Source organism: Kribbella sp. NPDC104218, from assembly GCF_055584105.1.
The window spans coordinates 1,418,536-1,445,318 of the sequence record NZ_JBVJMQ010000002.1 but is presented as its reverse complement, the minus strand read 5'-3'; the positions used below and the strand labels follow the sequence as shown (position 1 = coordinate 1,445,318).

At 65.8% G+C, this 26,783-nt stretch carries 26 protein-coding genes, 1 tRNA gene and 3 pseudogenes; 14 read left to right on the top strand and 16 right to left on the bottom strand.

The genetic code is table 11. From position 1 onward, the window contains the following. Positions 1-23: 23 nt before the first annotated feature. Positions 24-209 (bottom strand): hypothetical protein, encoded by a 186-nt coding sequence (locus ACZ6ZD_RS22615; protein ID WP_465675124.1) that lies wholly within the window; start codon positions 207-209, stop codon positions 24-26. A 46-nt stretch (positions 210-255) separates the two neighbouring features. Then, positions 256-900 (bottom strand): GNAT family N-acetyltransferase, encoded by a 645-nt coding sequence (locus ACZ6ZD_RS22610; RefSeq protein ID WP_465675122.1) that lies wholly within the window; start codon positions 898-900, stop codon positions 256-258. A 66-nt stretch (positions 901-966) separates the two neighbouring features. Here ACZ6ZD_RS22610 and ACZ6ZD_RS22605 point away from each other — a divergent pair, with 66 nt between their 5' ends. Next, positions 967-1,893, top strand: coding sequence for an SMP-30/gluconolactonase/LRE family protein (locus tag ACZ6ZD_RS22605; protein WP_465675120.1), 927 nt, complete (start codon positions 967-969; stop codon positions 1,891-1,893). On the opposite strand, the gene ACZ6ZD_RS22600 is transcribed toward ACZ6ZD_RS22605, so the two are convergent. From ACZ6ZD_RS22600 to ACZ6ZD_RS22590, 3 genes are all read right to left on the bottom strand, one after another. After that, the gene (locus ACZ6ZD_RS22600; RefSeq protein ID WP_465675118.1) at positions 1,890-2,840 is read right to left on the bottom strand and encodes an ArsR/SmtB family transcription factor; all 951 of its coding nucleotides are present in this window, start codon (positions 2,838-2,840) and stop codon (positions 1,890-1,892) included. The two genes, ACZ6ZD_RS22605 and ACZ6ZD_RS22600, sit on opposite strands and share 4 nt — an antisense overlap. A gap of 117 nt (positions 2,841-2,957) precedes the next feature. Next, on the bottom strand, positions 2,958-3,980 hold the full coding sequence (locus ACZ6ZD_RS22595) for a PQQ-dependent sugar dehydrogenase (RefSeq protein WP_465675116.1): 1,023 nt from the start codon (positions 3,978-3,980) through the stop codon (positions 2,958-2,960). A 117-nt stretch (positions 3,981-4,097) separates the two neighbouring features. Next, a complete protein-coding gene (locus ACZ6ZD_RS22590) occupies positions 4,098-4,280 on the bottom strand; it encodes a hypothetical protein (RefSeq protein ID WP_465675114.1) in 183 nt (60 codons plus the stop codon). Between the two features lie 144 nt (positions 4,281-4,424). On the opposite strand from ACZ6ZD_RS22590, the pseudogene ACZ6ZD_RS22585 reads away from it, so the two are divergent. Then, positions 4,425-4,541, top strand: a pseudogene (locus ACZ6ZD_RS22585) (ANTAR domain-containing protein); the annotation flags it as partial. An 11-nt stretch (positions 4,542-4,552) separates the two neighbouring features. Here the strand turns inward: ACZ6ZD_RS22585 and ACZ6ZD_RS22580 are convergent. From ACZ6ZD_RS22580 to ACZ6ZD_RS22570, 3 genes are all read right to left on the bottom strand, one after another. After that, on the bottom strand, positions 4,553-4,717 hold the full coding sequence (locus ACZ6ZD_RS22580; RefSeq protein ID WP_465676083.1) for a DUF6766 family protein: 165 nt from the start codon (positions 4,715-4,717) through the stop codon (positions 4,553-4,555). A 171-nt stretch (positions 4,718-4,888) separates the two neighbouring features. Next, the gene (locus tag ACZ6ZD_RS22575; protein ID WP_465675112.1) at positions 4,889-5,233 is read right to left on the bottom strand and encodes a hypothetical protein; all 345 of its coding nucleotides are present in this window, start codon (positions 5,231-5,233) and stop codon (positions 4,889-4,891) included. Between the two features lie 334 nt (positions 5,234-5,567). After that, positions 5,568-5,864, bottom strand: coding sequence for a winged helix-turn-helix transcriptional regulator (locus ACZ6ZD_RS22570; RefSeq protein ID WP_337796512.1), 297 nt, complete (start codon positions 5,862-5,864; stop codon positions 5,568-5,570). A 114-nt stretch (positions 5,865-5,978) separates the two neighbouring features. Here ACZ6ZD_RS22570 and ACZ6ZD_RS22565 point away from each other — a divergent pair, with 114 nt between their 5' ends. After that, a complete protein-coding gene (locus ACZ6ZD_RS22565; RefSeq protein WP_465675110.1) occupies positions 5,979-6,422 on the top strand; it encodes a YybH family protein in 444 nt (147 codons plus the stop codon). 155 nt (positions 6,423-6,577) lie between these two features. Here ACZ6ZD_RS22565 and ACZ6ZD_RS22560 read toward each other — a convergent pair. Next, positions 6,578-6,649: transfer RNA gene (locus ACZ6ZD_RS22560), tRNA-OTHER, on the bottom strand. A 43-nt stretch (positions 6,650-6,692) separates the two neighbouring features. Beyond that, positions 6,693-6,983 (bottom strand): hypothetical protein, encoded by a 291-nt coding sequence (locus ACZ6ZD_RS22555; protein ID WP_465675108.1) that lies wholly within the window; start codon positions 6,981-6,983, stop codon positions 6,693-6,695. A gap of 295 nt (positions 6,984-7,278) precedes the next feature. Between ACZ6ZD_RS22555 and ACZ6ZD_RS22550 the strand changes: the two genes are divergently transcribed. From ACZ6ZD_RS22550 to ACZ6ZD_RS22540, 3 genes are all read left to right on the top strand, one after another. Next, positions 7,279-8,247 (top strand): AAA family ATPase, encoded by a 969-nt coding sequence (locus ACZ6ZD_RS22550; RefSeq protein ID WP_465675106.1) that lies wholly within the window; start codon positions 7,279-7,281, stop codon positions 8,245-8,247. After that, positions 8,240-10,771, top strand: a complete 2,532-nt coding sequence (locus ACZ6ZD_RS22545) for a S8 family peptidase (RefSeq protein ID WP_465675104.1) — start codon at positions 8,240-8,242, stop codon at positions 10,769-10,771. Before ACZ6ZD_RS22550 ends, ACZ6ZD_RS22545 begins: the two co-directional genes overlap by 8 nt. Before the next feature lie 604 nt (positions 10,772-11,375). Beyond that, entirely contained in the window at positions 11,376-11,675 is a 300-nt protein-coding gene (locus ACZ6ZD_RS22540) for a hypothetical protein (RefSeq protein WP_465675102.1), read from the top strand. Between the two features lie 263 nt (positions 11,676-11,938). Here the strand turns inward: ACZ6ZD_RS22540 and ACZ6ZD_RS22535 are convergent. Then, a pseudogene (locus ACZ6ZD_RS22535) lies at positions 11,939-12,133 on the bottom strand (IS3 family transposase); the annotation flags it as partial. Positions 12,134-12,381: 248 nt separating this feature from the next. On the opposite strand from ACZ6ZD_RS22535, the pseudogene ACZ6ZD_RS22530 reads away from it, so the two are divergent. Beyond that, positions 12,382-12,704, top strand: a pseudogene (locus ACZ6ZD_RS22530) (YnfA family protein). Between the two features lie 130 nt (positions 12,705-12,834). After that, a complete protein-coding gene (locus tag ACZ6ZD_RS22525; RefSeq protein ID WP_465675100.1) occupies positions 12,835-13,656 on the top strand; it encodes an ACT domain-containing protein in 822 nt (273 codons plus the stop codon). 25 nt (positions 13,657-13,681) lie between these two features. Here the strand turns inward: ACZ6ZD_RS22525 and ACZ6ZD_RS22520 are convergent, their stop codons facing one another. The 4 genes from ACZ6ZD_RS22520 to ACZ6ZD_RS22505 form a co-directional block, all read right to left on the bottom strand. After that, positions 13,682-14,188: a nuclear transport factor 2 family protein gene (locus tag ACZ6ZD_RS22520; RefSeq protein WP_465675098.1), complete on the bottom strand. Its 507-nt coding sequence runs from the start codon at positions 14,186-14,188 to the stop codon at positions 13,682-13,684. Between the two features lie 180 nt (positions 14,189-14,368). Then, positions 14,369-14,749, bottom strand: coding sequence for a hypothetical protein (locus ACZ6ZD_RS22515; RefSeq protein WP_465675096.1), 381 nt, complete (start codon positions 14,747-14,749; stop codon positions 14,369-14,371). Between the two features lie 106 nt (positions 14,750-14,855). Beyond that, entirely contained in the window at positions 14,856-15,515 is a 660-nt protein-coding gene (locus tag ACZ6ZD_RS22510) for a response regulator (protein WP_465675094.1), read from the bottom strand. Between the two features lie 4 nt (positions 15,516-15,519). Then, positions 15,520-16,845, bottom strand: a complete 1,326-nt coding sequence (locus ACZ6ZD_RS22505; protein WP_465675092.1) for a sensor histidine kinase — start codon at positions 16,843-16,845, stop codon at positions 15,520-15,522. 149 nt (positions 16,846-16,994) lie between these two features. On the opposite strand from ACZ6ZD_RS22505, the gene ACZ6ZD_RS22500 reads away from it, so the two are divergent. The 3 genes from ACZ6ZD_RS22500 (at position 16,995) to ACZ6ZD_RS22490 (ending at position 20,779) form a co-directional block, all read left to right on the top strand. Continuing rightward, positions 16,995-17,870 carry a hypothetical protein gene (locus tag ACZ6ZD_RS22500; protein WP_465675090.1) on the top strand — a complete coding sequence of 292 codons (876 nt, stop codon included), beginning with the start codon at positions 16,995-16,997 and terminating at the stop codon, positions 17,868-17,870. 112 nt (positions 17,871-17,982) lie between these two features. Beyond that, positions 17,983-20,238, top strand: coding sequence for an SEL1-like repeat protein (locus ACZ6ZD_RS22495; protein ID WP_465675088.1), 2,256 nt, complete (start codon positions 17,983-17,985; stop codon positions 20,236-20,238). Between the two features lie 175 nt (positions 20,239-20,413). Next, positions 20,414-20,779, top strand: a complete 366-nt coding sequence (locus ACZ6ZD_RS22490) for a hypothetical protein (protein ID WP_465675086.1) — start codon at positions 20,414-20,416, stop codon at positions 20,777-20,779. Between the two features lie 12 nt (positions 20,780-20,791). On the opposite strand, the gene ACZ6ZD_RS22485 is transcribed toward ACZ6ZD_RS22490, so the two are convergent. Beyond that, positions 20,792-21,526 (bottom strand): putative dsRNA-binding protein, encoded by a 735-nt coding sequence (locus tag ACZ6ZD_RS22485; RefSeq protein ID WP_465675084.1) that lies wholly within the window; start codon positions 21,524-21,526, stop codon positions 20,792-20,794. 86 nt (positions 21,527-21,612) lie between these two features. On the opposite strand from ACZ6ZD_RS22485, the gene ACZ6ZD_RS22480 reads away from it, so the two are divergent. The 3 genes from ACZ6ZD_RS22480 (at position 21,613) to ACZ6ZD_RS22470 (ending at position 26,609) form a co-directional block, all read left to right on the top strand. Continuing rightward, positions 21,613-25,647 (top strand): DEAD/DEAH box helicase, encoded by a 4,035-nt coding sequence (locus ACZ6ZD_RS22480; protein WP_465675082.1) that lies wholly within the window; start codon positions 21,613-21,615, stop codon positions 25,645-25,647. 71 nt (positions 25,648-25,718) lie between these two features. Beyond that, on the top strand, positions 25,719-26,210 hold the full coding sequence (locus ACZ6ZD_RS22475) for a hypothetical protein (protein ID WP_465675080.1): 492 nt from the start codon (positions 25,719-25,721) through the stop codon (positions 26,208-26,210). A 201-nt stretch (positions 26,211-26,411) separates the two neighbouring features. Next, positions 26,412-26,609, top strand: a complete 198-nt coding sequence (locus ACZ6ZD_RS22470; RefSeq protein WP_465675078.1) for a hypothetical protein — start codon at positions 26,412-26,414, stop codon at positions 26,607-26,609. The last annotated feature ends 174 nt before the right edge of the window (positions 26,610-26,783 follow it).

Here is a 26,783-nt window from a genome sequence, read left to right as displayed (position 1 = left end):
TCCGGTCCGAGAATCGTGACGAGTTACGCGTCGAGCGTGACGAAGACGTTGAGTCCTCCGGCGATCGCCGACGCGACGTGCCTGAGATCGAGCGAGTCCTGGGTGCTCAAGGGGTACCCGGGAACAGCCTGGTCTGCGTCGGCCCGCAGCAGCTCGTGAACCTCTGCATAGCGGACTACGTCGCGCCGCGCGGTGCTCAGCGGTTGCACCTTCTCCAGGCAAGCCTTCCTGAGGGGACCCTGGATGGCATCGATCTCAGCGTCCAGGGCCTGCGTCCTGACAGCTGGAGCCGATCAGCGAGATGATCCTCGAGCAGAGCAATGGATCCAGGTGACGCGGTCGACCCGACTCGATCCAGTTGCGCAGGATGTTCGTGTCGATCGCGGCTTTGACCAGAACCGAGTCGACGTCGGCGGCGTAAAGGTCGACGTGACCGTGATCGAGCCGCCAGCCGGTCAGGGGCTCTGCGTCCTTGCCCCGGCCTGGACGCTCGCCCCGCTGCCGGAAACCGAGGTTGATCCACATCGGGCCGAGACCGTAATCGCGTCGGCAGAGCGCACGTATTCCCGAGTAGTTGGCGTTCGACCGAGAGATTTCCGTAACGAGCAGGCGAGCGATCCCTCGCCCTCGCGCACCCGGATCGACGCAGAGATGTGTGAGTAACGGCAGGTGCCCGAGGGTCGTTCGCGCTGCGTTCCCCAGCTCGATGGCCGCGTCGATGAGCTGATGGTCGTGGGGATGCACAGTGACGAGCTCGATCTCCGGCGCCAATGGTGAGTCATCACCTGACATGTCCAGAGGTTTACCCTCCGTTACGCCGTACCGCGTCTGGAGCCGCGTGTCGGATCTTGAACAGCTTGTGGACCATTGGGTCATGCCGCCGCGGTCTGGCCGGTCCATGCACTAAGCGTTCGGGCTGGGCCGAAAGCGGTCGCCGGGCGGCGAGCGGCAATCGAGGCTGGGGGGATGAAGAGACTCATTGGTGTTGCAGTTCTGGCGATCATGGTGACCGGCACGACGACCGCGGCCGCGCATCCGCGGCATGAGTCGCATCGACCGTCGACGTACGTCGTGTCGCAGACGCCAGGGGATACGCCGGAAGGGATCGAGGTGACGCGCGACGGGATCATGTACGTCACGAGTGTCGGCACCGGCGCGGTCTACCGCGGTTCCGTGCGGAGCGCGCGGCTTCAACTGTTTCTGCCCGCCGGTTCCGACGGCCGCACGCAGGCGACCGGCGTACACGTGGATCGGTGGGGCCGGGTCCTGGTTGCCGGCGCGAGCACCGGGAAGCTTTTCCGGTACGACGCTCGCGGCCGGTTGCTGGCATCACGGTCGGCGGCACAAGGCTCGTTCCTGAACGACTTCGCCTTCACCAGGGACGCGGTCTACGTCACCGATTCGGCGCACAACCAGATCTGGCGTGCGTCGATCACTCGCGATGGGCTGGGAGAACTCGAGCCCTGGATCACGCGTGACCGGATCAGCCCTAAGCCGTATTTCCTCAACGGGATCGTGGCTACGCCCGATGGTCGGACCTTGCTCGTCGGCGAACAAGGCCAGGACCTCACCTACCGTGTCGACATCGCGTCCCGCGCGGTGCGACCGGTCGAGTCCGATGGGACTCTCTCGGGTGACGGGTACCTGCTCGAGGGACACCGCCTGTACGTCGTTCACAACGCGGGCAACGGGCGATACATCACCCGGATGGCCCGGCTCGACCGGACCTGGTCCAAGGCCAGCATCCTCGCCGATTCGGCCCCGGGCGACGCCGGGGCGACGCCGACGACGATCGCGCGGGATCGCGGGCGGCTGCTCTGGGTCAACAGTCAGCTCGACCGAGCGCCGGGCACCCCGCCGTACACGGTGAGCGTCGTACCGGATCTCAACTAGCGAAGGAGTTGGACGGCTGTCGGGGTGAGCGAGTGGTGGGTGGCGCCGCGAGATCGGTCGGTGGTCAGGAGACCGGCGGCGCGGAGGACGCGGGCGTGCTCGGAGGCTGAGGCGTTGGAGATGTTGAGACGGCGCGCCAGCTGGCTGGTGCCGGCGGGGGAGACGAGGCTTCGCAGCACAGCAGCGCGAGTACGTCCGAGGAGCTCGGCCAGGCCATCGGCCGAGTCTCGCTCGGCCGGGTCCACCACCGGCAGGTCGACAGCTGGGTACACGAGCAAGGGTGTCTGGCCGGGCTCGTCGAAGGTCACGCAGTCCGCGACGAAGGGTGACGGGCAGAGCCGCAGGCCGCGGCCGGCCAGCCGCACGTCGTACTCCCAGGGCGTCGCGATCGTGAGGATGTCGTCCTGCCAGCTGACTTTCGGATGCAGAGTCGCCAGCAGCTCTTCGCCACCCGCTGCAAGGACCGTCCGCGAGCGGATCGCCAGATCGGCCGCATGAAGGCGTCCGAGTTCGATCGCGGACGGTCCGAGTACGTGCCGGTGGAAGTCGCGGACGGCGCCGCCCAGCGCTCGGCGCGCCTCGGCCCGGCCACCCAGCAGCGCGCGCATGTAGGGATGAATCTCGGACGGTAGATGCGGTCCGAGCTCGGCTCGGATCAGGTCCGCTGGTGTCTCCAGTAGGCGCTCGATCGCCGGTTCCAGCCCCGCTCTGTCCACCGTCGGTGTCAGGAAGCCGGGGAACTGCCCGGTAGGCGAGATCAGCTTCAGCAGGGGCCCCATCGTCGGCCGAACCCGGCTCCCGGCCATTCGCCGCCACCGCCGGGTCGCCGTGGAGGTTTGGCTGGGGCTGAGCGCGCGAGCAGCCAACGCCACCTGGCGAAGCGGCTCGGGTTCGGGCAGGAACGTCACCCGCCCGAGGTCCGCCGTACTGAAATGAATCCGGAGCACGGCTCGATTCTCACGCCTCAACCGTCTCCGAACCACCCCTCGGCCAACCGCCGTCAACCTGAGTCGTACCCAGCGGGCGTGCCGGGTCCTGGGTGCTGACCCGGCACGCCTGAGTGGTCAGCCGAGGGTCACTCGGAGAATGCTGTTGTTGGTTTCACTGACCACCCACAGCGAGCCGTCGGCGGCGTTGGCCACCGTGCGGAGGCGGCCCTGCTGGTTGGTGAAGCTGGCGACCGCGTTTCCGTCGCGGACGCCGCCGTTGACCGGGATGGCCCACAGGCGCTGGCCGCGGAGAGCGGCCATCCACATGGTGTTACGAGCGAAGGCGAGACCGGACGGCGATGCCTGGGCGGTCGTCCAGGTGGCCTGGGGGTTGATGAAGCGGCTGTCGGTGCAACTGCCTTCGCAGGTCGGCCAGCCGTAGTTGCCGCCGGCCCGGATCTGGTTGAGTTCGTCCGTGGTGTTCTGGCCGAGCTCGCTGGCCCAGAGCCGGTTTCCTTCGTCCCAGGCGAGGCCCTGGACGTTACGGTGCCCGAGGCTGTAGACGCGGGTACCGCTCGGGTTGCCGGGGGCGGGGTTGCCGGTCGGGGTGACCCGGAGAATCTTGCCGCCGAGCGAGCTCGGGTTCTGCGCGTTGGCGGTGTTCGCGGCGTCACCGGTGCTGATGTAGAGGAAGCCGTCGGGCCCGAAGGCGAGCCGGCCGCCGTTGTGGATATTGGCCCGCGGGATCCCGGTGACGACGGTCTGCGGAGCGCCGAGAGTCGTGCCGTCGTAGGTCATCCGGACGACCCGGTTGTCGCCGGATGCGGTGTGGTAGGCGTAGAGCAGTCGATCGGTACCGAAGGTCGGCGCGATCGCGATCCCGAGCAGGCCGCCTTCGCCGCCGTGCCGGACATTGGGAACGCGGCCGATCTGGCGGACCACGCCGGCCGCCGTGACATGTTTGATCAGTGCGGTGTCCCGCTCCGAAAGCAGCGCCGAGCCGTCCGGCAGGACGGCGAGACCCCACGGGGACTGGAACCCACTTGCCACCGTCCCGGTGATCCGGGGCGTCGGTGGCACGGCGGCAACCGCGGACGGCGCGGCTGTCACCAGGAGCAGAGCGGTTACGGAGGCCAGGGCGGAGAGTTGTTTACGCATGAACTCAGGTCCTCACTTGTCGATCCCCCACTTCGACAGCAAGCGTGCCGCACTTCCGCCGCCCGGACCACCCACGGTGATGGGAGGATCACTTTGAGTGTTCCATCCTCGCCGGTGTCAGTCGTTGGGGGTGGGGCCTTGGGCGGTGCGGGAGCGGGCGGTGCTGTCGGTTTCGGCGGGGGAGGCGTCCTGCTGGTCGAGTTTGCGCTGGTAGAAGTCGTACGCCGCTTGTTTGCTGGTGCCCATGGCGCCGCCGACCTGGCTCCAGCTGGAGCCTTCTTCGCGGACCTGGCGGATCATGTGACAGCGGGCGCCGGTCAGGAGTTCGACCACGCGGCGGCTGGCGCGGAGTGCTTCGAGCCCCGGCCCGCTGACGGAGTCCCCCTGGCGACCGGCACCGGAACAGTCGGCATTCTCGGGCTCTACGCGGTCCGGCAAGACGCCTTCGACCTCGACGACGATCGCGCGTTCGCCGTCCTCAAGCGCTACTCGCAGAACTCCAACCGCAAACTCCGCGACGTCGCCCAAGAACTGATCGAGACCCGCAAGCTCCCCAGCTGACCGCGGTCGCCTCAGCCGCCGATGATCGCGGCGACCGCAAGGAACTCGCTCTGCCAGTTCTGGAACGACTCGAACCAGAACTGCGAGGTTTGTGCAGAAAGACGAGGCCAAAGGCGACAGCCAGCGAGTTCTCCTAGAGCTTGAGCAGCAGCTCGGAACCGTGCCGGACCGGCCAGGGAGCTTTCGGGTCGTCACGATGATCGCGAGAATCCTCGTCCTGGGGCGTCGTCTCGCCGAAGGACGACGAACCGGCGTACTCGACGAGCGTCTGCGCCGGCTGACCGTGCTCGCGGAGCTCGTCGTTCTCGTGGGCGTGCCCGGTGAGCGCTCTGCCAGCCAGCTGTCGCCTACGCCGTCGTTTTCGGGCTGTTCGGCGCGCTACTCGATCTCCCCGCGGCGTTCAACGAGCTTTCACCGTTCGGCATGTCACCGCGATGCCGCTGTCCGGCATCGACCCGTGGCCCGTCGCCGCCCTGACCATCGAGCGCCGCGACGAGGTTCGCGTCGAGTGTCACGAATACGTTCAGCCCGCCGGCGATTGCGGACGCGACGTGCCGGAGATCGAGCACGTCCTGGGTACTCAGCGGGTACCCAGGAACCCGCCGAGCTGCGTCGATCTGCAGGACCTCGTGAACCTCGGCGTAGCGCTGAGCATCGCGCTGTGCGGGGCTGAGCGACTGGATCTTCTCCAAGCAAGCGGGCCGTGGTCGAGCCACCAGTCAATGAGGGGTGCTGCGTCTTTGCCACGACCCGGCCGCTTGCCCCGCTGCCGGAAGCCGAGATTGATCCACAGTTCGCCGAGGCCGTAGTCGTGTCGGCAGAGCGCGCGGATACCAAGATAGTTGGCGTTGGAGCGGGAGATCTATCGGGCCGGTATGGCGTTGGATACAAGGCGGTCCGCGATCATTTCACCGAGGAGCCCGGCAGTCGGCATCTCGTCAGAGATCGCTTTGGAGAATCCGGCGCCGAGTCCACAGCGCGAGCAGCGGCTATTCGACACACGGCGTTCAGGCGCCGTCGGAGCGTCTACGTTTCGTCCTGCTGGAGGGTGAGGCCGGTTCGGTAGAGCTCGATGAGGAGGGGGCGGAGGGCTTGGCCGCGGGTGGTTAGGCGGTAGGTGGTTCGGGTGGGGAAGCTGGGGGTGGCGAGGCGTTCGACGAGGTTTGCTTCGATGAGGTGGCGTAGGCGGTCGGTGAGGACTTTGTCGCTGAGTTGGGGTAGGGAGTGGGCGAGTTCGGTGTAGGAGTGGGACTCGGCGGACATCAGGTTGCGGAGGACGAGCGTGGTCCAGCGGCCGGAGATGGCGGCGAGGGAGACTTCCACGGGGCACTGGGGGGAGGGTGCCTGGGTTTGGCCGCTGGGGGTTGGTACCAGCTCTTCGTCCCACCGGGGGCTTACCGGTTGGTGAGTCACTGGGCGTCCTGCTTCGCTGTAGGGATGAACGAAGAGATTGTCCCACCTGAATTCGCGTTGGCCGTCCGGCCCGAGGATCAGCCACACGTGTTCGCGGCGGCGTTCAACACCGGTGATGCTGATGCGATCGAGCGGGTCTACGAGCCGGGCGGAGTGTTCGTCCGTGAACCGGGCAGTGGCGTCACCGGCACGGAGCGGAGGGCGGCCAATGCCCGGATGGCGGCGCTCGGATTGCCGATCGAGGTGCGGCCGCGCCATACCTACGTAGCCGGCGACATCGCCTTGCTGATCGTTGACTGGAGCATCTCTGGGGAGACGCCTGACGGTGCGGTGGTCGACATCGCGGGAACCGCCACCGACGTCGCGCGGCGCGGTGAGGACGGCGTCTGGCGTTACGTGATCGACAACCCGTTCGGTGTTGCGCCCGCGTCTCCGAATGACTCGCCACCGGCGCCGCCTTCCGCATGAGGCGGCCGGTTCCTCAACCTGCGAACTGAAACTTCAATTGATGTGATGTGTCGCACAATCACGATCACGTGAAGATCGGGCCACGGAAAGGCATGGGGACATGGTGCGCGGCAGACACGAAGAAGCCCAGGGTACGTTGGTGACCTGGGCTTTTGTGCGCCGCCAGGGACTCGAACCCCGAACCCGCTGATTTCCACTCGAGACTGACCGCTAGTTCTCAACGGCGCGCGATTTCCCTTACTGGTAACGGAATTGTCGAGAAGGTCCGGCTCATGAGTTGTCATTGCTGACCATCTTCTCGCGCTGATTGAGGTGCGTAAAGAGGTGTGCGGTGATGATCAGCGCCCGGTCGGGGAAGGTTTCGCCTGGGTGCCGCGATGCTGGTTGGCGATAGGCCATCGAGCCGGCACGACCGGCGTCGCCGATATGACCCCGGTGGTGATGCTGTTCAGTGCCGCATAGCGACATGCGCGGTGGCGCGCCGAGGAGCCGGTCTGTTGTTGCAAACCTCAACGCCGCCCCGCATGCCGCGGTGCGGTACCGAACAGTCACTGCGATCACAGGTCCTGACGGCCCGCTCTGATGACCCGGGCATCGACAGAAGCGACCACCCATCGACAGAGACAGCTACCTGTGCGAAGTTACAGACCTGTGGTTCGGTCGGTCGTCGACAGCTGGGCGGTGCGCCTAGTGTCCAGCAGGCCGTTAGTGAGGGACTGCAGAGTGCAGCTTGGTGACTATCTATACAAACTGTGATGATCTGCGTGGCGGTTGTGACGTGCGGTCAACCGCCGCCGTGACCGTCGGGGCCGTAAGATTGAGATGGCGTACGGAGTCAGCAACCAGGAGGAGACCGGTGGCCGGGCTGGGGGAGCACATCACCGCGATGGTGCGCAGCCACGCCTCGGGGGATGACTCTGTGTTCTATTCGATCGCGCTGCAGATCGCGGCTCGTGAGGCGCGACAGGGGCATCACACTCTCGCGGCAGACATCAAGAAGGCTGTCGATGCATCGCGGCAGGCGACGCCACGCAGTAACGTCACGAGGCTCGCGCCGCCGCGGGGTGACCTGGCAGATCTCATTATCACATCCCACCCCGAGATCGGCCTGCGCGAGATGGTCGCCGCGCCTGAGTTGACGGCACAGCTTAAGCAGGTCATCGCAGAACAGAGGCAGCGCAAGCGTCTGCTTGATAGTGGATTTTCGCCGGTGCACAGGCTTCTGCTGGAAGGCCCGCCAGGCACAGGGAAGACCATGACGGCCTCGGTGCTTGCTCACGAGCTGGCTCTGCCGTTGTACACCGTCCGACTGGATTCGCTCTTGAGTAAGTACATGGGCGAGACTGCCGGCAAGCTGCGAATGGTCTTCGATGAGGTCGCAACTCGACGCGGGGTCTATCTGTTCGACGAGTTCGATGCTCTGGGCGCGGATCGCGCAGGCAACGACGTCGGTGAGGCTCGGCGCATCCTGAACTCCTTCCTCGTCTTCCTGGAGAACGCCAGCCCAGAATCGTTGGTCGTGGCCGCCACGAACCACCGCGCCATCCTTGATCACGCCCTGTTTCGCCGGTTCGATGTGGTCCTGACTTACGCTCGCCCGGACGCGAAACAGGCGGTGGCGGTGATCCGGTCTCGCCTCGGGTCGCTGGCCAAGGGCACCAGCCTGGCCAAGCTGGGTGAGTACTGTGCCGGTCTCAGCCATGCTGATCTGGTCAAGGCCGCCGAGGCGGCGGCGAAGGCCGTGCTGATGCGCGATGAGACCCATGTGACCAGAGACGATCTCATCGCGGCGTTGGCCGCCCGACGCTCCTCGAGCGTTGGCTGAGGACCTGCGGCACCTCGATCACCTTCTCGTCATCGAGCACGCCGCTGACGAGGACTTCTACCGCCGAGGCGGGGGAAATCCGCGGATCCGTCCAGTCGAACGGCGAGCACATGGTCTCGCGTTGTACGGCGAGCTCGACGTGGTTCTGCGCGAGGAACTCGAAATGCGGCGCGACGCCGCGCTCGATCTTGAGGAGTTGCGGGCGGTCGGAACGATCATCGTGCTCGAGGGAGCGGATGTCTCCTATCCGCTCAAGGTCGACTCGTTGACGTCGATGAGCACGCACCGAAAGACGGCCAAACGTCCCAAGTGGTTGCTGTTATCGGTCCATCCCGCGACGGAGGATCAGCCCGAGCGGGCCACGGTCTGGGTGTCCGACGATTACCGGCTCCAGTTCCTCAAACTCTTTGACGACTACCTGGAGAAGAACGGCAACGGAGGTAATCCACGCAATCAAGAGCTGGTCGCCAACATCGCCCGGATCCGCCGGGTCTTCCTCGACGACCTGTGGACGTCCGAGGGTGAACCGCCGCGTGCTGGAAAGCAATGGTGGGAGCTGTGGCTGGATACAACGCGCCCGAATCACGAGACTATCGAAGTCTTCATCCGTACCTACGAGCTGCGGTCGGTCCCGCGTGCCATCGTCCTGCGTGACCGGCGTGTGCTTTGGGTCGAGTCGACCTGGGCCGAGCTTGAGCTCCTGCCCGTGACCAACATTCCGGTCGCGGAGATCCGACGCCCCGAATTCGTCGACACGATCGAAGATCTGTCCGCCGTCGAGCAGGGCGAGTACGTCGACGATCTTGCTGACCGGCTTATGCCGGCCCCCGAGCACGCTCCGGCTGTCTGTCACCTCGACACCGGCGTCTATCGAGATCATCGTCTACTGGCAGATTCACTTGACGCGGCTGACCATCACACCATCATCGGTGCGTCTGGCAATGACCTTCAGGGACACGGCACCATGATGGCGGGCTTGGCGCTGTTTGGTGCGAACCTCGACGAGCTGCTGATCAGCAATGAAGTTGTCCAGCTCAGCCACCGACTCGAATCAGTCAAGATGATGCCCGGCCAGAACGAACCGCAGCATGATCCGCGTGATTACGGTACCGCGACGGTGGAGGCGGTGACGCTCCCAGAGATTACAGCCAAGCGTCGGCGCGTTTTTTGTATGCCGATCAGTACTCGACCGGATCGCGCTGGCGAACCGACTCTTTGGTCTGCCACCACTGATGCGTTGGCGGTCGGTACGGTTGTGACCCGGGACGGGGACGACCTTGAGCTGATCACCACTCCCGATGCCGCAGCGGCCCGCCTAGTCCTTGTTGCTGCCGGCAACGTCAACAACTTCGCGGCCGACTATCGCACCGAGTCGGACACCTCGGCGATCGACGATCCAGCGCAGGCTTGGAACGTGCTGACCGTCGGCGCGCATACCGACATGGTCGATGTGCCGATCGACCCGCAGTACAAGGGATGGACGCCGCTTGCAGAATCAGGGGAGCTCTCGCCACATAGCCGTACGTCGCTCCTGTTTGACCACCGCAAGTGGCCCATCAAGCCTGACATCTGTATGGAGGGCGGAAACGTCCTGACCGACGGTACGACTGGCTTCGAACCTCGCCATCCGCTCCTGTCGCTGCGCAGCATCGGCGCCACGAACGACCTTGCGCTCACCTCGGCAAATGCCACGAGTGCTGCGACCGCGCAGGCGGCGGGATTGGCCGCGAAGGCCATGGTGCGCTACCCGGACTACTGGCCTGAAACCGTGCGCGCCCTCCTGGTACATGCCGCCGACTGGACCCCGAGAATGCGTGGTGAGCTCGATGCCGCCAATCTCAAGCGGGAGAAGTTGCATCGGCTCCGACGCTTCGGATGGGGTGTGCCGTCCGAGCAGGCCGTGCTGAACTCGAGCGGCCGGGCCGTCACGATGGTCAGCCAGGACGAGTTCGTGCCCTTCGAAGGCGATGAGTTCCGGGTGCGGCGTTTCCGTCTCCACACACTGCCCTGGCCGAGTGACGTACTCCGTTCGCTCGAAGAGGAAGAGGTCCGGCTCCGCGTTACCCTCTCCTACTTCGTCGAACCGTCCGCCTCGCGGCGTGGCTGGCGGCAGCGGTACGCCTACGCCTCACATGGGCTGAGGTTCGACCTCCAGGGGACGCTCGAGACACAGCAGGCCTTTGTTCAGCGGGTTAACCGCGACGCCCAAGCTGAGGAGGGCAGCGGCGCCGGTGCAGCTACCACCTCGGACCGCTGGCTGGTAGGCGCTAACCAGCGACACCTTGGTTCGCTACACCAGGACGACTGGTATGGAACCGGCGCGGAGCTTGCCGCCTGCAATTCTATCGCCGTCTTCCCGGTCGGTGGATGGTGGAAGAACAACCGGCGGAAAGATCGCTCCGATCTCCCGATTCGATATGCGCTGCTGGTGTCGCTGCGCACCGCGGCGCAAGGCATCGACCTGTACACCCCCATCGCGAACGAACTCTCGATCCCAGTCCCGATCCAGGTCGACACGACCTGAGGCAGTTCTGTGATGGATCGCTGGGGCTCCCACTGGGCTGGTCGTCTGCAAAGGGGACACTGTGGCCAAAGGTGTCGACGCCGTCGGCCGTGAGTGCTGCACGTGGAGGAAATCTCAAGACGACGAAATTTCAGCCGGATGCTGGCGCTGGTCATCATGCCTACCTGGTTGCACGGCTCGGCTATCCGTCGAGGAAGGTAAAGAATCTCGCGTCGTGACGCGCCGACGCGATTCGAGTCGCTTGAGCGCAGGTGGAATCGGTATCGTTGAGTTCGGCTGCTTCGCGTCGGCTGAAGTCGGATCCGCGGGTCGCTGCGGTCTGCCTCAGCCGTGATGGCGGCGATGGCTGGGACGAGTTGCACAACTACTTCGACCAGTTGCTTCGCCAACACACCGCGTTGTGTGTCGGAACCGCACGGCAGGACGCGATCGCTTTCGGGACGGACGACGACCGCCAGGTACGCTCGGCGGCTGCCCAGCTCCTTGAGGACAGTCCGGGGCAATGTCGTTGCAACGCGGCGAATGATCCCGATCTCTCGCCGTGGACGAGCGTTAGGGTGCTCGTTGCCCTCGACGACCGGTTCTCGAGGGCACTAATGCAATCATGGATTTCGTGTGGCGCCTGTTCGATGCCCTGGGCATATACTGCGGCGATTTCGCCCCGTGGGAGCCTATGCAGGTCGATGGCACAGGCCTCTCGTACCTCAGCCTCAGACAGCTTGCCGTCAACGTTACGGATCCAGTCGCGGGGCGGCCGGCGAAACTTCACGAGGAGCGGCTCGACGAGGTCGCGGCGGAAGGCGTTGTGCGATCTGTGCTCGAGCAGGTGGGACTCGATCCGGAGACCGCGACGGTGGAATCATCGCGAATCGTTCTTTCTGAGATCGAGTGCCCAATGCTCTGAGCGATGCGCCTTCGGTGTGTGGTGGAACTTCGTCAGGCACCGAAGGATCACCAGTCGGACGGGCTTCTGCTGGTGTCCGCAAGTGCAGCATCTGGAGTGTTCACCAAATAGATCATGCCCGCGAGGCCGCGCCCAGCGTCGTACTCCAGTCATCCCGAGGTCGTCGTACACGAGGAGGAATCGGTCTCGATTGGCGACGCCGTCCGGACACTCGATCGCATGGGTGCTGACCGGAGCCCGGGGACTGCCCCGAGTACAGTCTACTAGCGGCGTTTGGTGGTTCCGGCCGCGAGTACGACGGGTTGGATTATCTCAAACTCGATGGGTGTGAGCTTGCCGAGGCGGCATTGCCGGCGTCGTCGGTGGTAGGTGGTTTCGATCCAGGACACGATGGCGAGGCGTCGTTGGTGCCGGTTGGTCCAGGGTTGCCGGTCCAGGACGTTCATTTGGAGCAGGGCGAGGCGAAGTCGTAGATGGCCTACTCGGTCCGAAGATCGGTCAGCTCACCGTGCTCGTCGTGCGGGCGATAGGCGATGCTGACGGCCCGGTGGCCCCGGAACAACTCGGCCGGGACTGCCCGGGTCTAGTTGACTCGAGGGATCGCGCGGTGGCCGCGTCCTCGTCCGCGACGAGCTCGGCGACCGCGCTTCACTATCGGGACTCAATCTGTGGGGAGAGCCAGGTCTCCGCCGTATGCATACCTGGTATCGCGAAACACGCGCTTCTGAGCTTGGGGGTGGTGTCACTACAGATCGGCGGTGCCTGGCAGGGCTGGCGCGAACACAAGGGCTGCTGTGGATGGCGGGTGGCGTCCTTGCGCTCGGTGCCTACGGCTTCATCGCCACCTTCCAGCCCGATCCCAACTTCGGCCGGATCCTGGCCGCCTACGGCGGTATCTTCGTCGCCGGCTCCCTCGCCGGGGGCATGCTCGTCGACGGCTTCCGCTCCGACCGCTGGGACGTCGCCGGCGCCGCGGTCTGCCTCGTCGGCGTCGCCGTCATCATCTACGCACCCCGAACTCCAGCCTGAGAGCCGCGGCGCGACGCGCCAGGGAGCCGTCGTAATGCCCTGGCCGAATCGTTCGCGAGTCAGCTTCTGACAGCGTGGAACTTCATGACTGTGCAATCTGTGGGCAATGTCGGGTGGGGATCCTGTCGGCATGGAGTCTCTCGGTACGACCCTGGCCGCCGGGACGGCGTGTGACGTCTGTGGCCGCTTTCCGCGTCCTCGGCGATTTCGGCTGACGGTTGCGAAGCTGCTGGCGATCGCTCCTGTCGAGTTGGCTCTGCATGCGGTCGTGCTCGCGATCCATCCGCCGTACCTGATCTCGGTTGCCGTGCTGACGACTGTGACGACGGTACTGGTGATCTGGGTGGTCGAGCCGTCAACGATGCATCTCTTGCGTTCTTGGCTGCACAAGCCGAGTCATCGTTTGGCCGCTGGTCGTGACACTCTCTGGCGGATCCGTGTCACGCTCGAGGACCGCGCCGGCGCGCTGGAGGCGCTCACCGGTGGGCTGGCCGAGGTCGGTGCCAACATCCTCGGTCTGCATGTTCACCCCGTGGAAGACGGCGTCCGGGACGAGCTGGTCGTCTCGACGCCGGACTTCATCGACGCGGATGCGTTGCGGGCGGCAGTCGAGCGGGCCGGCGGTCGCGGCACGCGCATCTGGCCGACGACCGCGCTGGCGCTGGTCGACGGCCAGACGAAGGCTCTGAGTCTGTCTGCGCGGGTGGTCGCCGATCCGGCTGAGCTCCCGCACGCCGTCGCCGAACTGCTCGGCGCTCAGCTGGTCACGGATCGCGCGGTGCTGTCCAATCCAATTCCGAGCGACCGGACTGTGCTGAAGATCCCGTCGCCGTGGACCGGCTTCTTCGCTTTCGCCCGGCCCGGCGAGCCGTTCACGCCCGCCGAGTCGGCCCGAGCGCACCGCCTGGCTCAACTCGCCGAAGTAGCTCACCTTCGCGCGGGCAAACCCTAGGGCTGGCACCCGGCTGCTGTCGCAATCAGAGGAACTTGGGGACCAGGCGGTCGGCGGCGCGAAGCACCACCGCGAGCGGCTGGGTCAGGATGGCTGCGACCGCGCCGAGCAGGGGGCCGCGCAGCCGTGTGGAGACGCGGGGTGGAAGGGTCGCGAACAAGGTGGCGAGCGCGGGGAGTGGCCGGACGAAGATCGTCATCTCGGTGATCTGGCCTTGCGGATCGCAGGTCACCAGATTGACGGCGTCGAGTTCGACGCCGCGGACGGTGGCGTGAAAGGTGAACGATCGCCGCAGGCCCGATGCCAGCGGTTCGGTGGTGCGCACGTCGTCGAGGACGGCGAAGATGTCGCGGTGCAAGGCCGTGACGTCTTCGCGGCCGGTGAACGCGACCCGCGAGGTCATCGGGGAGTGGAACACCACATCGGGCGCGAGTAGTTCGGCGACGGCATCGCCGTCGCCGCGCTCAGCTGCGGCGCGCAGCGCGGTGACCGTCGCGGTGGCTGGGGGTGGGTCTGATTCAGAGACAGCCATAGCACGCCAATCTAGCGGTCCACGGAGGCATCTGCGCGCGCACGGTCACGCGCCGAGCGGCGCGGCGAGGTCCTCGAAATCGCGCACCACCAGATCGGGCGTGGTCAACAAGTGGGGATACTGTGTACGGTGCCGTTCGTGATCGGCCGTCCCTCGCTGTCGATCCGGCCCCGCTACCGTCTAAGCGGGTTTGCCGGCTCGGCCGGCGATCAAGCGCGTCGTTGCTGTGACAATGGTTGTGCCGATCGCGAGCCCGACGAGCAGCATCAGCGCACCGGCAGCCCATAGCCCCGAGTCGTCGGACGGCGCCGCCCACAGCGACCATACGACGGTGAAGACGATCGAGACGACGCTGATCACGACAGGCGCCTTCAATCGCAGCGAGGCGATGACTGTCACGGCGAGCAGCGTGATGCCGCAGCCAACGATCTGCCATGGCTCGAGGAGACTGTTGCCGTCGGCGCGGTTCGGCTCGTTGTCCCAGCCAAGCCAGCCGTACCAGGTCGTGACCGTGGCGACTGCCAGTGCTGCGGCACCCGTGATTTGTGGCCTCTTGTTCATTTGTCGAGCATCGCACTACCGCCAGAAGCGTGTCCTGAGTGACACTACTCAGTTCTGTTGCCGGCCTCCTGAGCCGGTGATGCGACGGCCGGCCCGGGACTGCCGGTCAGTCCGGGTCCGGGGTGTCGAGCAGGCCGGCCTCGTGGGCGACGATGGCGGCTTGGACGCGGTTGCTGCTGCCGAGTTTGGTGAGGATCCGTCCGATGTGGGTCTTGACGGTTCCGACGCCCATGAAGAGGGACTCGGCGATCTCCGCGTTCGAGGCGCCGGTGCCGAGGGCGCGCAGGACGTCGTGCTCGGTGCTGGTCAGGGTCGCGACCTGTGCGGCGGCGGCCTCGGACCGGTCCTTGGCGAGGTGCTGCTGCAGCAGTTTTCGCAAGATCGTTGGCGCCAGCACGGGCTCGCCACGGGAGGCGACTCGGATTGCGTGGATGAGGTCCGGGGGAGCGGTGTCCTTGAGCAGGAATCCGGAGGCTCCGGCGGCCAGCGCCTCGGCGACGTACCGGTCCTCGCCAAAGGTCGTCAGGACCAGCACGTTCGTCTTGGGGTGGTACCGGGCGATCTCGGCGGCCGCTGTCAGGCCGTCGCCGCCGGGCATCCGGATGTCGAGCAGCGCCACGTCGATGTCGTGGTCCCGGCACGCTGCAACTGCGGCCGGTCCGTCGGCGACCTCGGCCACCACCTCGATGTCGTCGGCATGACCGAGGATCAGACGTACGCCGGTCCGCAGCAACGCCTCGTCGTCGGCAAGCAAGACTGTGATCACCCGGTCATCTTAGAAGTAGTGCCGCGATCAACACCCCTAGCGCGGCGAGCGCCGGGACCACCAGCAGCGTGAGCAGGCATCCCGCGATGGCGATCCGGCGCCAGGACAGCACCTCGGAGCCGATTACCAGTGGAGGTTCGACGGTCGAGACGACCGGCAGAGGAACGGGCGGGACAGGTTCCGGTGCCAGCGGCAACATCATCGCCAGCCGGAATCCGCCGTCCGGTGTGGGGCCGGCGATGACGGACCCGCCGAGCAGCCGGGCGCGCTCGTCCAGACCGGCCAGCCCTCGCTGAGTTCCAGTGCCTCCGGCTTGGGTGGAGCGTGCGTTGGCGATCGACACCTGTATCTCTCGGCCGCTGTCGACGGCAACGGAGACCGGCGCGTCGGGAGCGTGGCGCAGGGCGTTGGTCAGACCTTCCCGGACTACCCGATGCACGGCGTAGCGGACGCGTGGATCGGCCCCGGCAAGATCGGGTCCGGTCCAGTCGAACGCGATCCGCGCCCCGGCGGTCCGGGAGTCGTCGACGAGCACGGCGAGGTCGGACCGAGTGCCGGTTGTGGGGCCGAGCTCGCCGGACGTGTCGTCCCCGCCGACATCGGAGACGCGCAGCATGCCGAGAACCTGACGCAGTTCTGTCATTGCCTGACCGGCGATGACGCGGACGAGTTCAGCCTGGTCAGCGAGCTCAGGCGCCTGCTTTCGGGCGTCCAGCTCAAGGGCTCCGGAGTGTACGGCGATCAGGCTGAGTCGGTGGCCGAGCAAGTCGTGCATCTCCTCCGCGATCCGGGTGCGTTCGGCTGCCCTGGCCTGCAGGCCGGTCGCGTACCGGCTACGTTCCAGGTAGTCGTTGCGCCGCCGCAGCATCGACAACTCGGGCCGCCGTCGGCCCAGCAGGACGCCGGCCAGCGCCGGGACGCCGACCAGCAGCAGCTTCGAGATCGCTGCCGTCGCCAAGAATCCCGGCGATGCCTGGGCGGCCTCGGGATCCAGCGCCAGCGATCCGGCCAGCCCGGCAATGGCGGTCACGGCAAGCACAGTCCACACCCGCCACAGCGGCCGCGACCGCCTGCCTGCCTCGAAGGCGATGATCGGCGTGGCCACCAGCGGAGCGAACGTCGGCAGCAGTTCGAGCAACGCTGACCCGGCCAGACAACTGAGCGGGGCACGAGATCTGGCCAGCACCAGCGCTACCGCCGCCAACGCGCTGACCGCGGCCAGGACCTGATGGGGGCCGCCAGCAACAATCTGTACCGCGGCGGTCGCCAGCACCAGCAACGCGAGAACCGACTCCCGCAGGACGACGGATCGGGGCAACGTCATGGACATGCTCCCATCGTGAGGCATCCACCAGGTTGTCGGTGCGATCGCTAGGCCCGGCCGCACCCTCCGACCGGCTTGGTCCGGAAGCCGATCGGCTGTTGGATCGAGCCGATCGGCAGACTCGGCCGGACCGCGAAGAATTCTAGGCTGTTGCCATGACCAGCGATCTCCTTACTCCCGCCGTCCGATTGTTGTCCCAGGCACTGAGTCGTGCGGTCCGTCTCGATCAGCAGGTGACGGGTACCGACCACTTGCTGTTCGTGCTGCTGGCGGCTGACGTCTCCGCAACCAAGTTCATCGCGCCCCGAGCGACGTCCACGGGGACCTTGCAGGGGATTCTCGCCGCGCACGACCCGCAGGACTGGGCAGCCCGGGACGACGACGTCCCGGGGTCGCCGGAGTCCGAGCAGGCGGTGACAGCCCTGCTCCGGGAAGCCGAGTGGCGGGCCGGTCGCCGTCGCTGGCCGGCTCGACCGGTCACCCCCGCCTTGCGGGGCTGTGTCCGCAGGGCGCTGGATCTGACCGGCGGCGACGAGGACGCCGTCACCGCCGATCATCTCCTGGCCGGTCTGCTCGATCAGCCGGTTTGCCGCGCCGTCGAGGCTCTGCGGCTGCACCGGGTCGACATCGTCGCGGCCGCGGCTCACCTCGATCTCACGCCGGGCACCGCACCCGACCGTACTGCGGTTGGCGCCGACGGTCTTCTCGGACGGCTGTTGCGCCGCAACCCGATCGACACCCGGGAGATCGTGCTCTTGACCACGGAAGCCCGCAGGCAGGCGGTCCGGCACGGCCGAGCCGCAGTCGTCCCGGCCGATCTTCTGCTCGCCGCGATCTCGCTGGGCTTCCACGACGCGGACGGCGCCAGCGCCCCGATCGCCGTACCCGCCGAGCCGCTGGTCGATCCGATTCCGCTGACCGCGGACGCGACCCGGCGAATCGCCCGGGCCCGCCTGATCGCCGCCGACCAGCAGGCCGCCCGAACCGCACCCGCCCACCTGATAACCGCACTCCAAGAGGTCAACAACTGATCGCGTTCCAAAGGCCGCGGCACAACCAGACAAGCACGGAATCGTTGATGTCTTGTTGACGACTCGTTGCGGCAAAACGGCCCGGGCATGCTCGATACGGCAGAATTATGGGGTGGCGGGTTGGTGGCGGTCCTCGGTGGCGGGTGTGTTGGGCTGCCTGTTAGTGCTGCTGGGTGCAGGGGCGTTGGGCTTCTTGTGGCTCCGCCGCGACGCACTAGATCCGGTCGACTCTGCACAGATACTCGGAACCATCGTGGCGGTTGTTGCCCTGGTTTCGGGTGGCTGCACTGTGTTGGTGCGCTGGGTGCGGTCGAAGCGGGTGCAGATGCGGTTGGTTGCGAGCCAGCTCTCGGTTGGGAGTAACCGGGGAGAGCTGCCTGAGCTCGGGCAGGTCGACCTGGGTGTTCTTGGGGTGCGGGTGCCACGCCGGGGCGCGAGCGCGTCGCTTGAGCAGTTGCCGTATGCGCCGCGGCACGAGATGGATCCGCGGTTGCGCGATGCGTTACAGCAGAGCCGGTTCTTGCTTGTGCACGGACCGTCTGCTTCGGGAAAGTCTCGTTCGGTCGCGGAGGCGGCGCGGGCGCTCTATGGCGATCGGGTGGTAGTGGTGCCAGCGGTTCGGCCTGGGGCTTTGAGTGAGCTGCTGGCTGCGGAGGTGGTTCGAGCAGGCACGATTGTGTGGCTCGACGAGTTGGAGCGTCACATCGGCGTTGGCGTCGATATGGGCTTGCTCAGGTCGTTGATCTCGCTGGATCGGGTCATCGTGGTGGCTACGATTCGCGCGGCCGCTTATGAAGGGCTCAAGCCGCAGGGGAAACTGCGGTCGGAGGGCACCGATGTCCTCGACCTCGCTCGAGCACAAGGTGGCCTCATCGAGTTCGCGAGCTGGGACGACGCTGATCGGACGCAGGCTGTCGAGCGGTACACGGATCGGCCCGAGGTCGTGACGGCACTCAGGAAGGGAATGGGACTCGGCGAATACCTAGTCGCGGGGCCGGAGCTTGTCGAGCGAGTCGATGGAGGCGATCCGCCGCCAGATGGTGTGGCGGTCGTGCGGGCCGTTGCTGACTGGTTCAGCGTTGGGATGACTCGTCCGGCGCCCACTGATCTCATCCGGCGTCTGTTCCCGCTATATCTCCCTCCTGACGATGCTTCGCTGCTGGATTCCTTCGACAGTGGTCTGCACTGGGCCTGCGTGCCGATGTCAGGAGCGCGCGTGGTGACACGGCTTACTGATGGCAGCGGCCTGATTGTTCACGACTACTACCTCGATCACAGTGCGGAGCTCGCGCTGGACAAGATCCCTGTGCCGGTCTGGGACCTGCTCGCGGACGAGCTGTCCGGGTCGCCCGCAGAGCAGGCAATGCTCGGGCGGGCCGCCTACGAGTGCGGTGTGGTCGAAAGGGCCGAGCCGCTCTATCGCGCTGCCGCCGCTGCGGGTGACATCAGAGCGATGAATAACCTCGGCTACTTGTTGGCGATGCGAGGGGACGCCGACGAAGCTGGACGCTGGTACCGCGCGGCAGCGGAGCGCGGGAGCGCAATGGGTATGTACAACCTCGGCGTCGCACTGGGGCAGAGGGGTGAGGATACCGAGGCTGCACGCTGGTACCGGGCCTCAGCCCGCGCAGGCTATGCCGATGCGATGAACAACCTTGCCGTCCTGCTGGGAGAGAACGGGGAGGTGGCCGAGGCGGCGCGGTGGTTCCGTCGCGCGGCTGAGGAAGGCATAGAAGATGCGATGTACAACCTCGCGGTGCTGCTCTATCAGGTGGGCGACAATGCAGAGGCGGAAACCTGGTTCCGTAGGGTCGCTGAGACCGGTCATCTCGATGCGATGTACAACTTGGGCACGTTGCTGCGCGAACGCGGCGATGATGCCGGGGCCGAACGTTGGTATCGACCGGCGGCCGAAGCCGGCCACGTCGAGGCGATGGCCAATCTCGGCGTCCTGCTCTATCAGACGGGATCTGTGGACGAGGCCGAGCGATGGTATCGGGCCGCGGCTGACGCCGGCTTCCTCCCCGCGCTGACCAACTTGGGAAACCTCTTGAGGGTTCGGGGCGACGCGGACGATGCCGAGAGCTGCTATCGACAGGCTGCCCATCGCGGAGATTCGAAGGCGATGAGCAATCTGGGATCGATGCTGCATCAACGCGATCAGATACCTGAGGCCGAATCCTGGTATCGGCTGGCGGCCGCTGCCGGGGAGCCGCCCGCGATGCACAATTTGGCTGTTTTGCTGGAGGAGCAGACCGATCTTGAGCAATCGGAGCATTGGTACCGAGCGGCAGTGGCCGCGGGGGCCAAACACGCCGAAGACCACCTCCATGACCTGCTGCGCAGGCGGAACGACCTGCAGGAGTAGGTCTCGTCAGAACGGGCCGTAGGGTCGGCTCATCGGGATGACGCGCAGGTTGCGTCGCAGCGTTGTTGCTTGTACGCCGAGCCGGCGGGCGACCCAGATGCGGAAGACAAGCCGGCTCTCGCGGACGGTGTTGGCCAGTGTCAGCGTGTCGTGGTCCGGTCGATCGGGGTGCTTGATGCTGTGCGAGGCGCAGGCGCCAGTCCTCGAGGCCGGAGTCGACGGCACCGTCGATCTCGGCGGCGATCCGGCTGAGGTGGTCGCGCAGCCTCTGCCCAGGCAGGATCCCGGACTCTGTGGCGATCGTGTCCTGCAGATCGATCCAGAAGCACGAGGGCGGCTCACCTACGCAGTGTCTACGGGGATCTCCGCTTCGGTGCAGGAGGCGTTGTTCGGTGCACTGGTCAGGTGGGAAGCGGCTCAAGATGAGCTGACTGTTGACGATCTCGTGGATCGGTGGGCGAGAACGACGGCGCTCCTGACGCAGCCGAACGTCGTGTTGGCTGCTCTCACCTCTGCGCCTGTGCGTTTGATCGGTTCATGATCGGCGAGTCGGTCAGCCCTGGGGCGCCGAAGGAGCTTCGTCACCGCTGTCTTCGCCGAGTGCGGCGGCACGGAGGTCGCTGAGAAGCTGCTCTGCCGCCCGACTCCGAGCCTCCTTCTTGGTTCGTCCGGTGCCGACGGTCATCTTGATCGTGCTGGATCCGGTGAGAACGGCCGACGCAACGCAGTGGAATTTTGGCTGGTGTGGTGCGCCCACCATGTCCTCCTGCCAGTCGATGTTCTCGATGATCCCTACCTGCTCGAGCTCGTTGAGCGCGCTGATCGGATTGTCGGCGGTGAGCGAAGCGAAAGCACGGATTACTCGACGGTCTGGACGAGCGGCGCCGGGTGCGGCGGGCTTGTCCAAGCGGCCGTCCGCGGACAGACAGACGCCGACGGAATCGAGCCAGTGACGCAGATGTCGTGGGGAGACCCCGACGGACGAGGCGACGTCCTTGAGAGTCAGCCCCTCGGCGAGCAACTGAAACACTTCCTTTGTACGTCGATGCAGTGTTGCCGTGTCGTCCTCCCAGTCCAGGAGCAGAGCATGTTTCGCACCCTCGGTCTGGATGCGTGATTGCGCTCGTTCCAGACAGCGGCCGGTGCAATAGAGACCGAGCTGTCGATGGGGAAGGCGGTGGCCGAGCGATCGCTCGATCAGATACCAGCCTTCCGGGACACCTGCCTGTCGCTCGGTCTTGCCGCACGAACGGCAGAAGTAGTGGAAGACATCTGTCAGATCCGGCATGTCACACTCCGAGTTTGCTACATGACGCTCGGTAGCATACGACCTCGTTCGTGCCCAGCGTTGGGCGGTCAGAAATGGGGTTTGCGGTGGCCGACGGGCCGGATTGGTTGAGAGAGCTGGATCGCACTGGTGTGGTGACTGACCGGATCCGCGAGCAAGTGGCAGCCGCGGCCGGGGCGAGTACGTTGTCGCTGGGTGCTCTGCGCACCCTGCTGCTGAGCTCGTTAAAAGGTGAGGTCGCGGACCTCAAGGCAGTTGCTCTTGCGGTCGTCCGGCGAGACCCGTGCCACGCGACCAGTCTTCTCCACAGCTATTGCCTCAAGCAACGACTTCCCCGCCCGACCCTGACCGAGGGCCTCGGCGAGGGCCCGCTGCCGTTCTGGGCAAGAGCTGCGTTGCTGACCCCCAATGGCCAAGTCGCCGGCTCTCAGCGGAGCGCCGAGACGAAAGCACGAGCGTTGCATCAGGCGAACTTGAGCCTGGTGACGAAGCTTGCCGGTCTGACGGAGTCGATCTCGCAGTCTGCGGACTCGCGACCAGATGTAGCCCCACTCCGTTCGCTGGATGCGGTGCCGTCGGAGGCGATGATCGAGCGGGCACGGTTGCGGGCGTTGAGCGGCTTGGCCGATGCGCGAGAGATCGTTGGGATCCTTGAGCAGCGTGCACCGGTATGGCGGTCGGCGAGGTGTGCCGCCATGTCAGCGCTTCAGCGGAGTGCGAGTCTGAGGATTCGAACGTTGGCCCAGATCGAGCTGGCCAAGATCGAGCTGGCGCGGAAGGGAGCAGCCGATGGGGAGCGCGGTCCTGGAAGCTCGTTTACCGCGCAGGCAGACGTCACGTCACAGCTCCAGAGGGTGGCATCTGCTTTCGAAGTTTCGGAGCTGGAACTGGCCGAGTTGGAGGCGCCTGACGGGCTGATCGTCTGCGGCGAAGAGCGCAGTGCCCTGCGAGCGCTGCTGCGGGCAGAGCAAGGTTCAGGTCAGTTGTCCCTGGGTGAGCCGGAGTACCTGCAGGGGTCGATGGGGGCCTGGTCGTGCGCGCTGACCGTCGAGGTTGACGGCAAATCGATCTCAGCGGAGGGTTGCGGACCCGGGAAAGGGGGAGCCCGCGAGGCGGCTGCCGAAGCGCTTCTGCTGGCGATCAACGCGGCGACGGTGGCGGCTCAGGCTGCTACTACTCCTGACGCACTCGTCGTGGCCCCCGCGCGGACCGCGGCTGCCGTGTCGTCGCTGCCGATCAATGCTTCGATTCCCGAGAGCCGGCGCGTACCCGTCGTGCGGCCTGCTGGACTCGTCTCCTACACGCCGCCTGACTTGCTCGCGCCACGGCTCGTCGAACGTGCACTCGGCGCTGGGGCGCACGTGCTGTTCGATCCGAAGGACGGACCGGTTGGTGGCTTCGTGGGTGCCATCGGTCCGGTCGGCTCCAAGTGCTTGGATCTGCCTGGCGTTCCTCGGACCCTCCTGGTAGATGGAGGCGAACTCGTGGACTTCATGACCTGGCGGATCGACGTGCTCGATCTTTTGCAGCTCATGATCTCGGGCGAGACCGAGGGATGGTCGTCATCCGCCGCTACTTGGGCGGGCGTGAGTCGGATGGCAGCTGAGCTCGTCAAGGCCGGCGACGTCCTGCCGGCCCTCGAACGTCCTGGTCGCGGGCAAGCTGCCGTCCTGAGTTGGCGGCCTCTGCGACGTCAATCCGTGACGTGGGAGGCAAGGGCCGACCTCCTTCAGCAACTCCGGTCGGCGCCGGTGTGTGTGCCAGAATCCGGCGAGGTCCCGACGCCGGAGGATCTGCTGGATGGTGGTCTGGATCTGGCTGTCAACTGCCTGATGACATCGCCGGCGAGGCAGGCCATCCACGGTAGCGTCCCGCTGGTTGCCCCCGCCACCGTGACGGATCCGGTCGAGCCGTTTCAGCACTGGCTCGATGCACTGGAGATGGCTGCGGACCCGGACCCGAATCTCGCCCTCACACTGAGAATTCACCCGCCTGATGATGCGACGAGCACGGTCCGGGCGAACCTTCTGTGGACTGACTCATCCGGGGCGACCGCGGACATCACGCTTGCCTACGGCAAGGGGCCGGTGGCAGGCGACGAAAGACGCTTCGCGCAGCGAAGCCAGCGCACCCTGCGGATGGCGGCGAAGGCATTCGCTCCGCTCACCCGCCTGGCCGACCAAGCGTGTCCGGACTCGATCTTGATGAGCTTCGCTGAGATTGCCACCCTCCGTGGTTCCACCGAGTCGCCCTTGGTGGGGAAGATCCGACTGGAATGGGCCCCTGGCTGGGGTACGAAGATCACATACAGCGTCGAGGCATCTCTGCCGCCGGCGGCGATGACATCAGCGGGGCGCCTAGGCCTCAGCGAAGCCTTGGACCGGCGTTGGCGAGTGCAGCTCGACGACGTTGTGTTGAGCGAGGCGCAGTTGGCCATGCTGGCGTCGTCCGTCCTGCCGGTGGTGCGTCTCAATCATTCGTGGATCATCGTGACGGACGAGCTGCGTGAGCGAGCTCGTCATCGCGGCATTCCGGATGATCAGCTGATCGATCAATCACTCCTCCCTGCCCTGAGCGGCACGATTACGATCGGCGATCACTGCTACGCCTGTACTCCCGGCGGCGGTTTGGCCGTGCTGATCGAGCAGCTGCGCTCGGCCATCGCCAAACCTCCGAAGATGGACAATCATCCTCTGCGCGACGTGCTGAGGCCGCATCAGCTGCAGGCCGTCGCCTGGCTGCAAGTTCTCGACGCGATCGGGCTCGGAGGGATCCTCGCTGACGACGTCGGTGTCGGAAAGACACTGACGGCGCTCGGATTCCATCTGTCCGAGGAGCGGCGAGGGCGCAGTCGCCCGACACTGGTCTTCTGCACGAACCAGAAGCTGGTCGACCAATGGCAGCAGGAAGTGGCTTGGGCGGTGCCCGGACAGCGAATGTGGCAGCATCGCATCGGCGATCGCTCGGTCGACTTCGCGAGTGTCGATGCACCCGACCTCGTTTTCGTGACTTACTCGGCCTTTCGTGGAGATTCCGATCATCTGACCAAGGTCGACTGGGGGCTGGTGATCGCAGATGAGGCGCAGACGATCAAGAACCGTGACTCACAGATTGGCAAGGCGGTGCGACGCCTCCGCTCCGGCTCGCGGCTGCCCGTGTCCGGTACACCCATGGAGAACGGGCCCCACGAGCTCTGGGCGCTCTTCGACTGGTGCAGTCCTGGTCTGATGGGTTCCTATCGCGCCTTCAGAAGTGTGGTTGTCGAGCAGCTCTCGGACGACCAGGCCGGCCTCGACACTGTCCGCCCGTTCATCCTGCGCCGCCGCCGTGACGATCCGGCAGTGGGACTAGAGCTTCCGCCGATCACTCACACGAATCATGAAGTCCCGATTTCGCTGCTGCAGACGAGTCTTTACGAAGGTGTTTATCGCGACGTCCAGGACGACATCAGGCTGAACCCGGGTGGCGCCTCGGGGCGGACACTGGTTCTGGTGACGGAAGAGCGCAAAATTGCCAACACCCCGCTCCAATTCGAGTCGCCGCCGCCGTACGATGCGTTCGAGGACGGGGACCGGGCCGCAGCTGAGGCGCCGAAGCTGCAGCTCCTCCTCGACATCCTGACGCCGCTTCAGGGGACGGACGAACGTGCCTTGGTCTACACGAACTTCGCCAAGGCAGCCGTGATCATCTCGCGCTACTTGAACGGAAGGGGCCTGACCTCGGACATCTATCACGGTGGTATGTCAGCCGCGGCTCAGACTCGGGCTCTCGGTGAGCTTGAGTCAGGAACAATCCTGGCACTCGTGATGACCAGCAAGAGTGGCGGTGTGGGGCTCAACATCACCCGGCCCAACCACGTGATTCACTTCGATCCACACCCGAACCCGGCGGTCGAGATCCAGGCGACTGGACGCGTGACACGCCCCGGCCAGCGGAGGCCGGTGTACGTGCATCGGTTCATCTCGCCGCAGAGTATCGAAGGACATATTAACGGGATGAACATCAGGAAGCTGGCGACGGCCGAACAGCTCGTTCCGTTCGGACAGCACCAGTGGGCAACCAGCCTGCGGTCCGAGCCCTACGTGCGCCTGCAGGAGCTGTCTGGAGCCGGCCGAGTATGAATCCCTCTCAAGTGGCCACGCCGCGGGCGGCACTGGCCGATTCGCAGCTTCCTGACATCCCTTGGCCTGGGATGACCAATCACGATATCGCCAACATGATCTCTGAGGCATCCGAGCGGGCTGCGGCCCTCCTCGCGGGCGAACCGCCAGTGGAACCACTGGTCTTGTTGGTGAAGTTACTCGGGACGAAGATGCCGCCGTTGAGTGACGTGGCAGAGCGCGCTGACCTGAGTGTCGGCCAGCTGCGCGACCTCATGCAGGCGTTTAGGTACGGCGGCGACGAAGGCGCCTATGTGAGCCTCCGCCCGTTCACGCCAGACGAGCGTGAGAAGGCCGCGATCGATGCCGTGGTCGCTGGGTCGCGGCGATCCGCGTCCTGCGAGCAGAACCGCGTGACCTTCGAGGGTCTGGGCATCCAGCTTCGACTCGGGCGAGACGGCCGATGGTATCCCTACACCGCACGTCCTGCCGGATGGGCGGCCGCCGCAGGTGTTGATGCTGACGCAGATGCGGCGTACCGCGCGGCAGAGACAGCAGCCAAGGCCCGACGTCCGGGTTGGTGAAGAATCGCGAAGGACTCTTTTGCGCGTCGACAATACGTTGCCATCAGTTCCGCTTCCGCAGCGCTGAACGGACGGCCCGTTGTCTCGGAGGCGACGCGGCGGCGGGTGGTGGCGGTCGCTCGTGAGCTCGGGGCACGTCGCGTCGTTGTGGGGCCGGAAGCCTGTCGACCAACCGGCGTTCCTGGCCGGGCTGATCGTCGAGTGGGACTTCGACGTCATGGACGCGGATCCGTTTTCGGGGCGTTTATCGGCGGTGCCGAGGAGACGCTCGAGCCGCGGGGCTACGTGCTGTCGCTGCAGATCGCCCAGGATTCCGCGATGGCCAAGGCCCGGCACGTCGAGTTGCTCAAGAATCGCCGGGTGGACGGGATGTCGCCATCACGAACGTCGGTCTGGTGATTGGTCTGGTCGGATGGCTCGTTAGGAAGTAGCTCGGCAGCGCCGCGCTTGCCTGCGGGCCTCATCAGAGGTCACGACCGAGGGCAGCACTCGGGACCTCTACCCAGCGATAGAGAAGGCGATCATCCTTCGGGCTGAGGCGATTCCAGCGGCTTCTGACGATCCTTGAGTCAT

Bases quoted from the DNA above. Each gene is read 5' to 3' on its own strand.
- ACZ6ZD_RS22610 (WP_465675122.1), bottom strand. From the start codon at position 900: ATGGACCGGCCAGACCGCGGCGGCATGACCCAATGGTCCACAAGCTGT.
- ACZ6ZD_RS22605 (WP_465675120.1), top strand. From the start codon at position 967: ATGAAGAGACTCATTGGTGTTGCAGTTCTGGCGATCATGGTGACCGGC.
- ACZ6ZD_RS22595 (WP_465675116.1), bottom strand. From the start codon at position 3,980: ATGCGTAAACAACTCTCCGCCCTGGCCTCCGTAACCGCTCTGCTCCTG.
- ACZ6ZD_RS22590 (WP_465675114.1), bottom strand. From the start codon at position 4,280: ATGATCCGCCAGGTCCGCGAAGAAGGCTCCAGCTGGAGCCAGGTCGGC.
- ACZ6ZD_RS22565 (WP_465675110.1), top strand. From the start codon at position 5,979: ATGAACGAAGAGATTGTCCCACCTGAATTCGCGTTGGCCGTCCGGCCC.
- ACZ6ZD_RS22540 (WP_465675102.1), top strand. From the start codon at position 11,376: ATGGATTTCGTGTGGCGCCTGTTCGATGCCCTGGGCATATACTGCGGC.
- ACZ6ZD_RS22525 (WP_465675100.1), top strand. From the start codon at position 12,835: ATGGAGTCTCTCGGTACGACCCTGGCCGCCGGGACGGCGTGTGACGTC.
- ACZ6ZD_RS22520 (WP_465675098.1), bottom strand. From the start codon at position 14,188: ATGGCTGTCTCTGAATCAGACCCACCCCCAGCCACCGCGACGGTCACC.
- ACZ6ZD_RS22515 (WP_465675096.1), bottom strand. From the start codon at position 14,749: ATGAACAAGAGGCCACAAATCACGGGTGCCGCAGCACTGGCAGTCGCC.
- ACZ6ZD_RS22505 (WP_465675092.1), bottom strand. From the start codon at position 16,845: ATGTCCATGACGTTGCCCCGATCCGTCGTCCTGCGGGAGTCGGTTCTC.
- ACZ6ZD_RS22500 (WP_465675090.1), top strand. From the start codon at position 16,995: ATGACCAGCGATCTCCTTACTCCCGCCGTCCGATTGTTGTCCCAGGCA.
- ACZ6ZD_RS22490 (WP_465675086.1), top strand. From the start codon at position 20,414: ATGCTGTGCGAGGCGCAGGCGCCAGTCCTCGAGGCCGGAGTCGACGGC.
- ACZ6ZD_RS22485 (WP_465675084.1), bottom strand. From the start codon at position 21,526: ATGCCGGATCTGACAGATGTCTTCCACTACTTCTGCCGTTCGTGCGGC.
- ACZ6ZD_RS22475 (WP_465675080.1), top strand. From the start codon at position 25,719: ATGACCAATCACGATATCGCCAACATGATCTCTGAGGCATCCGAGCGG.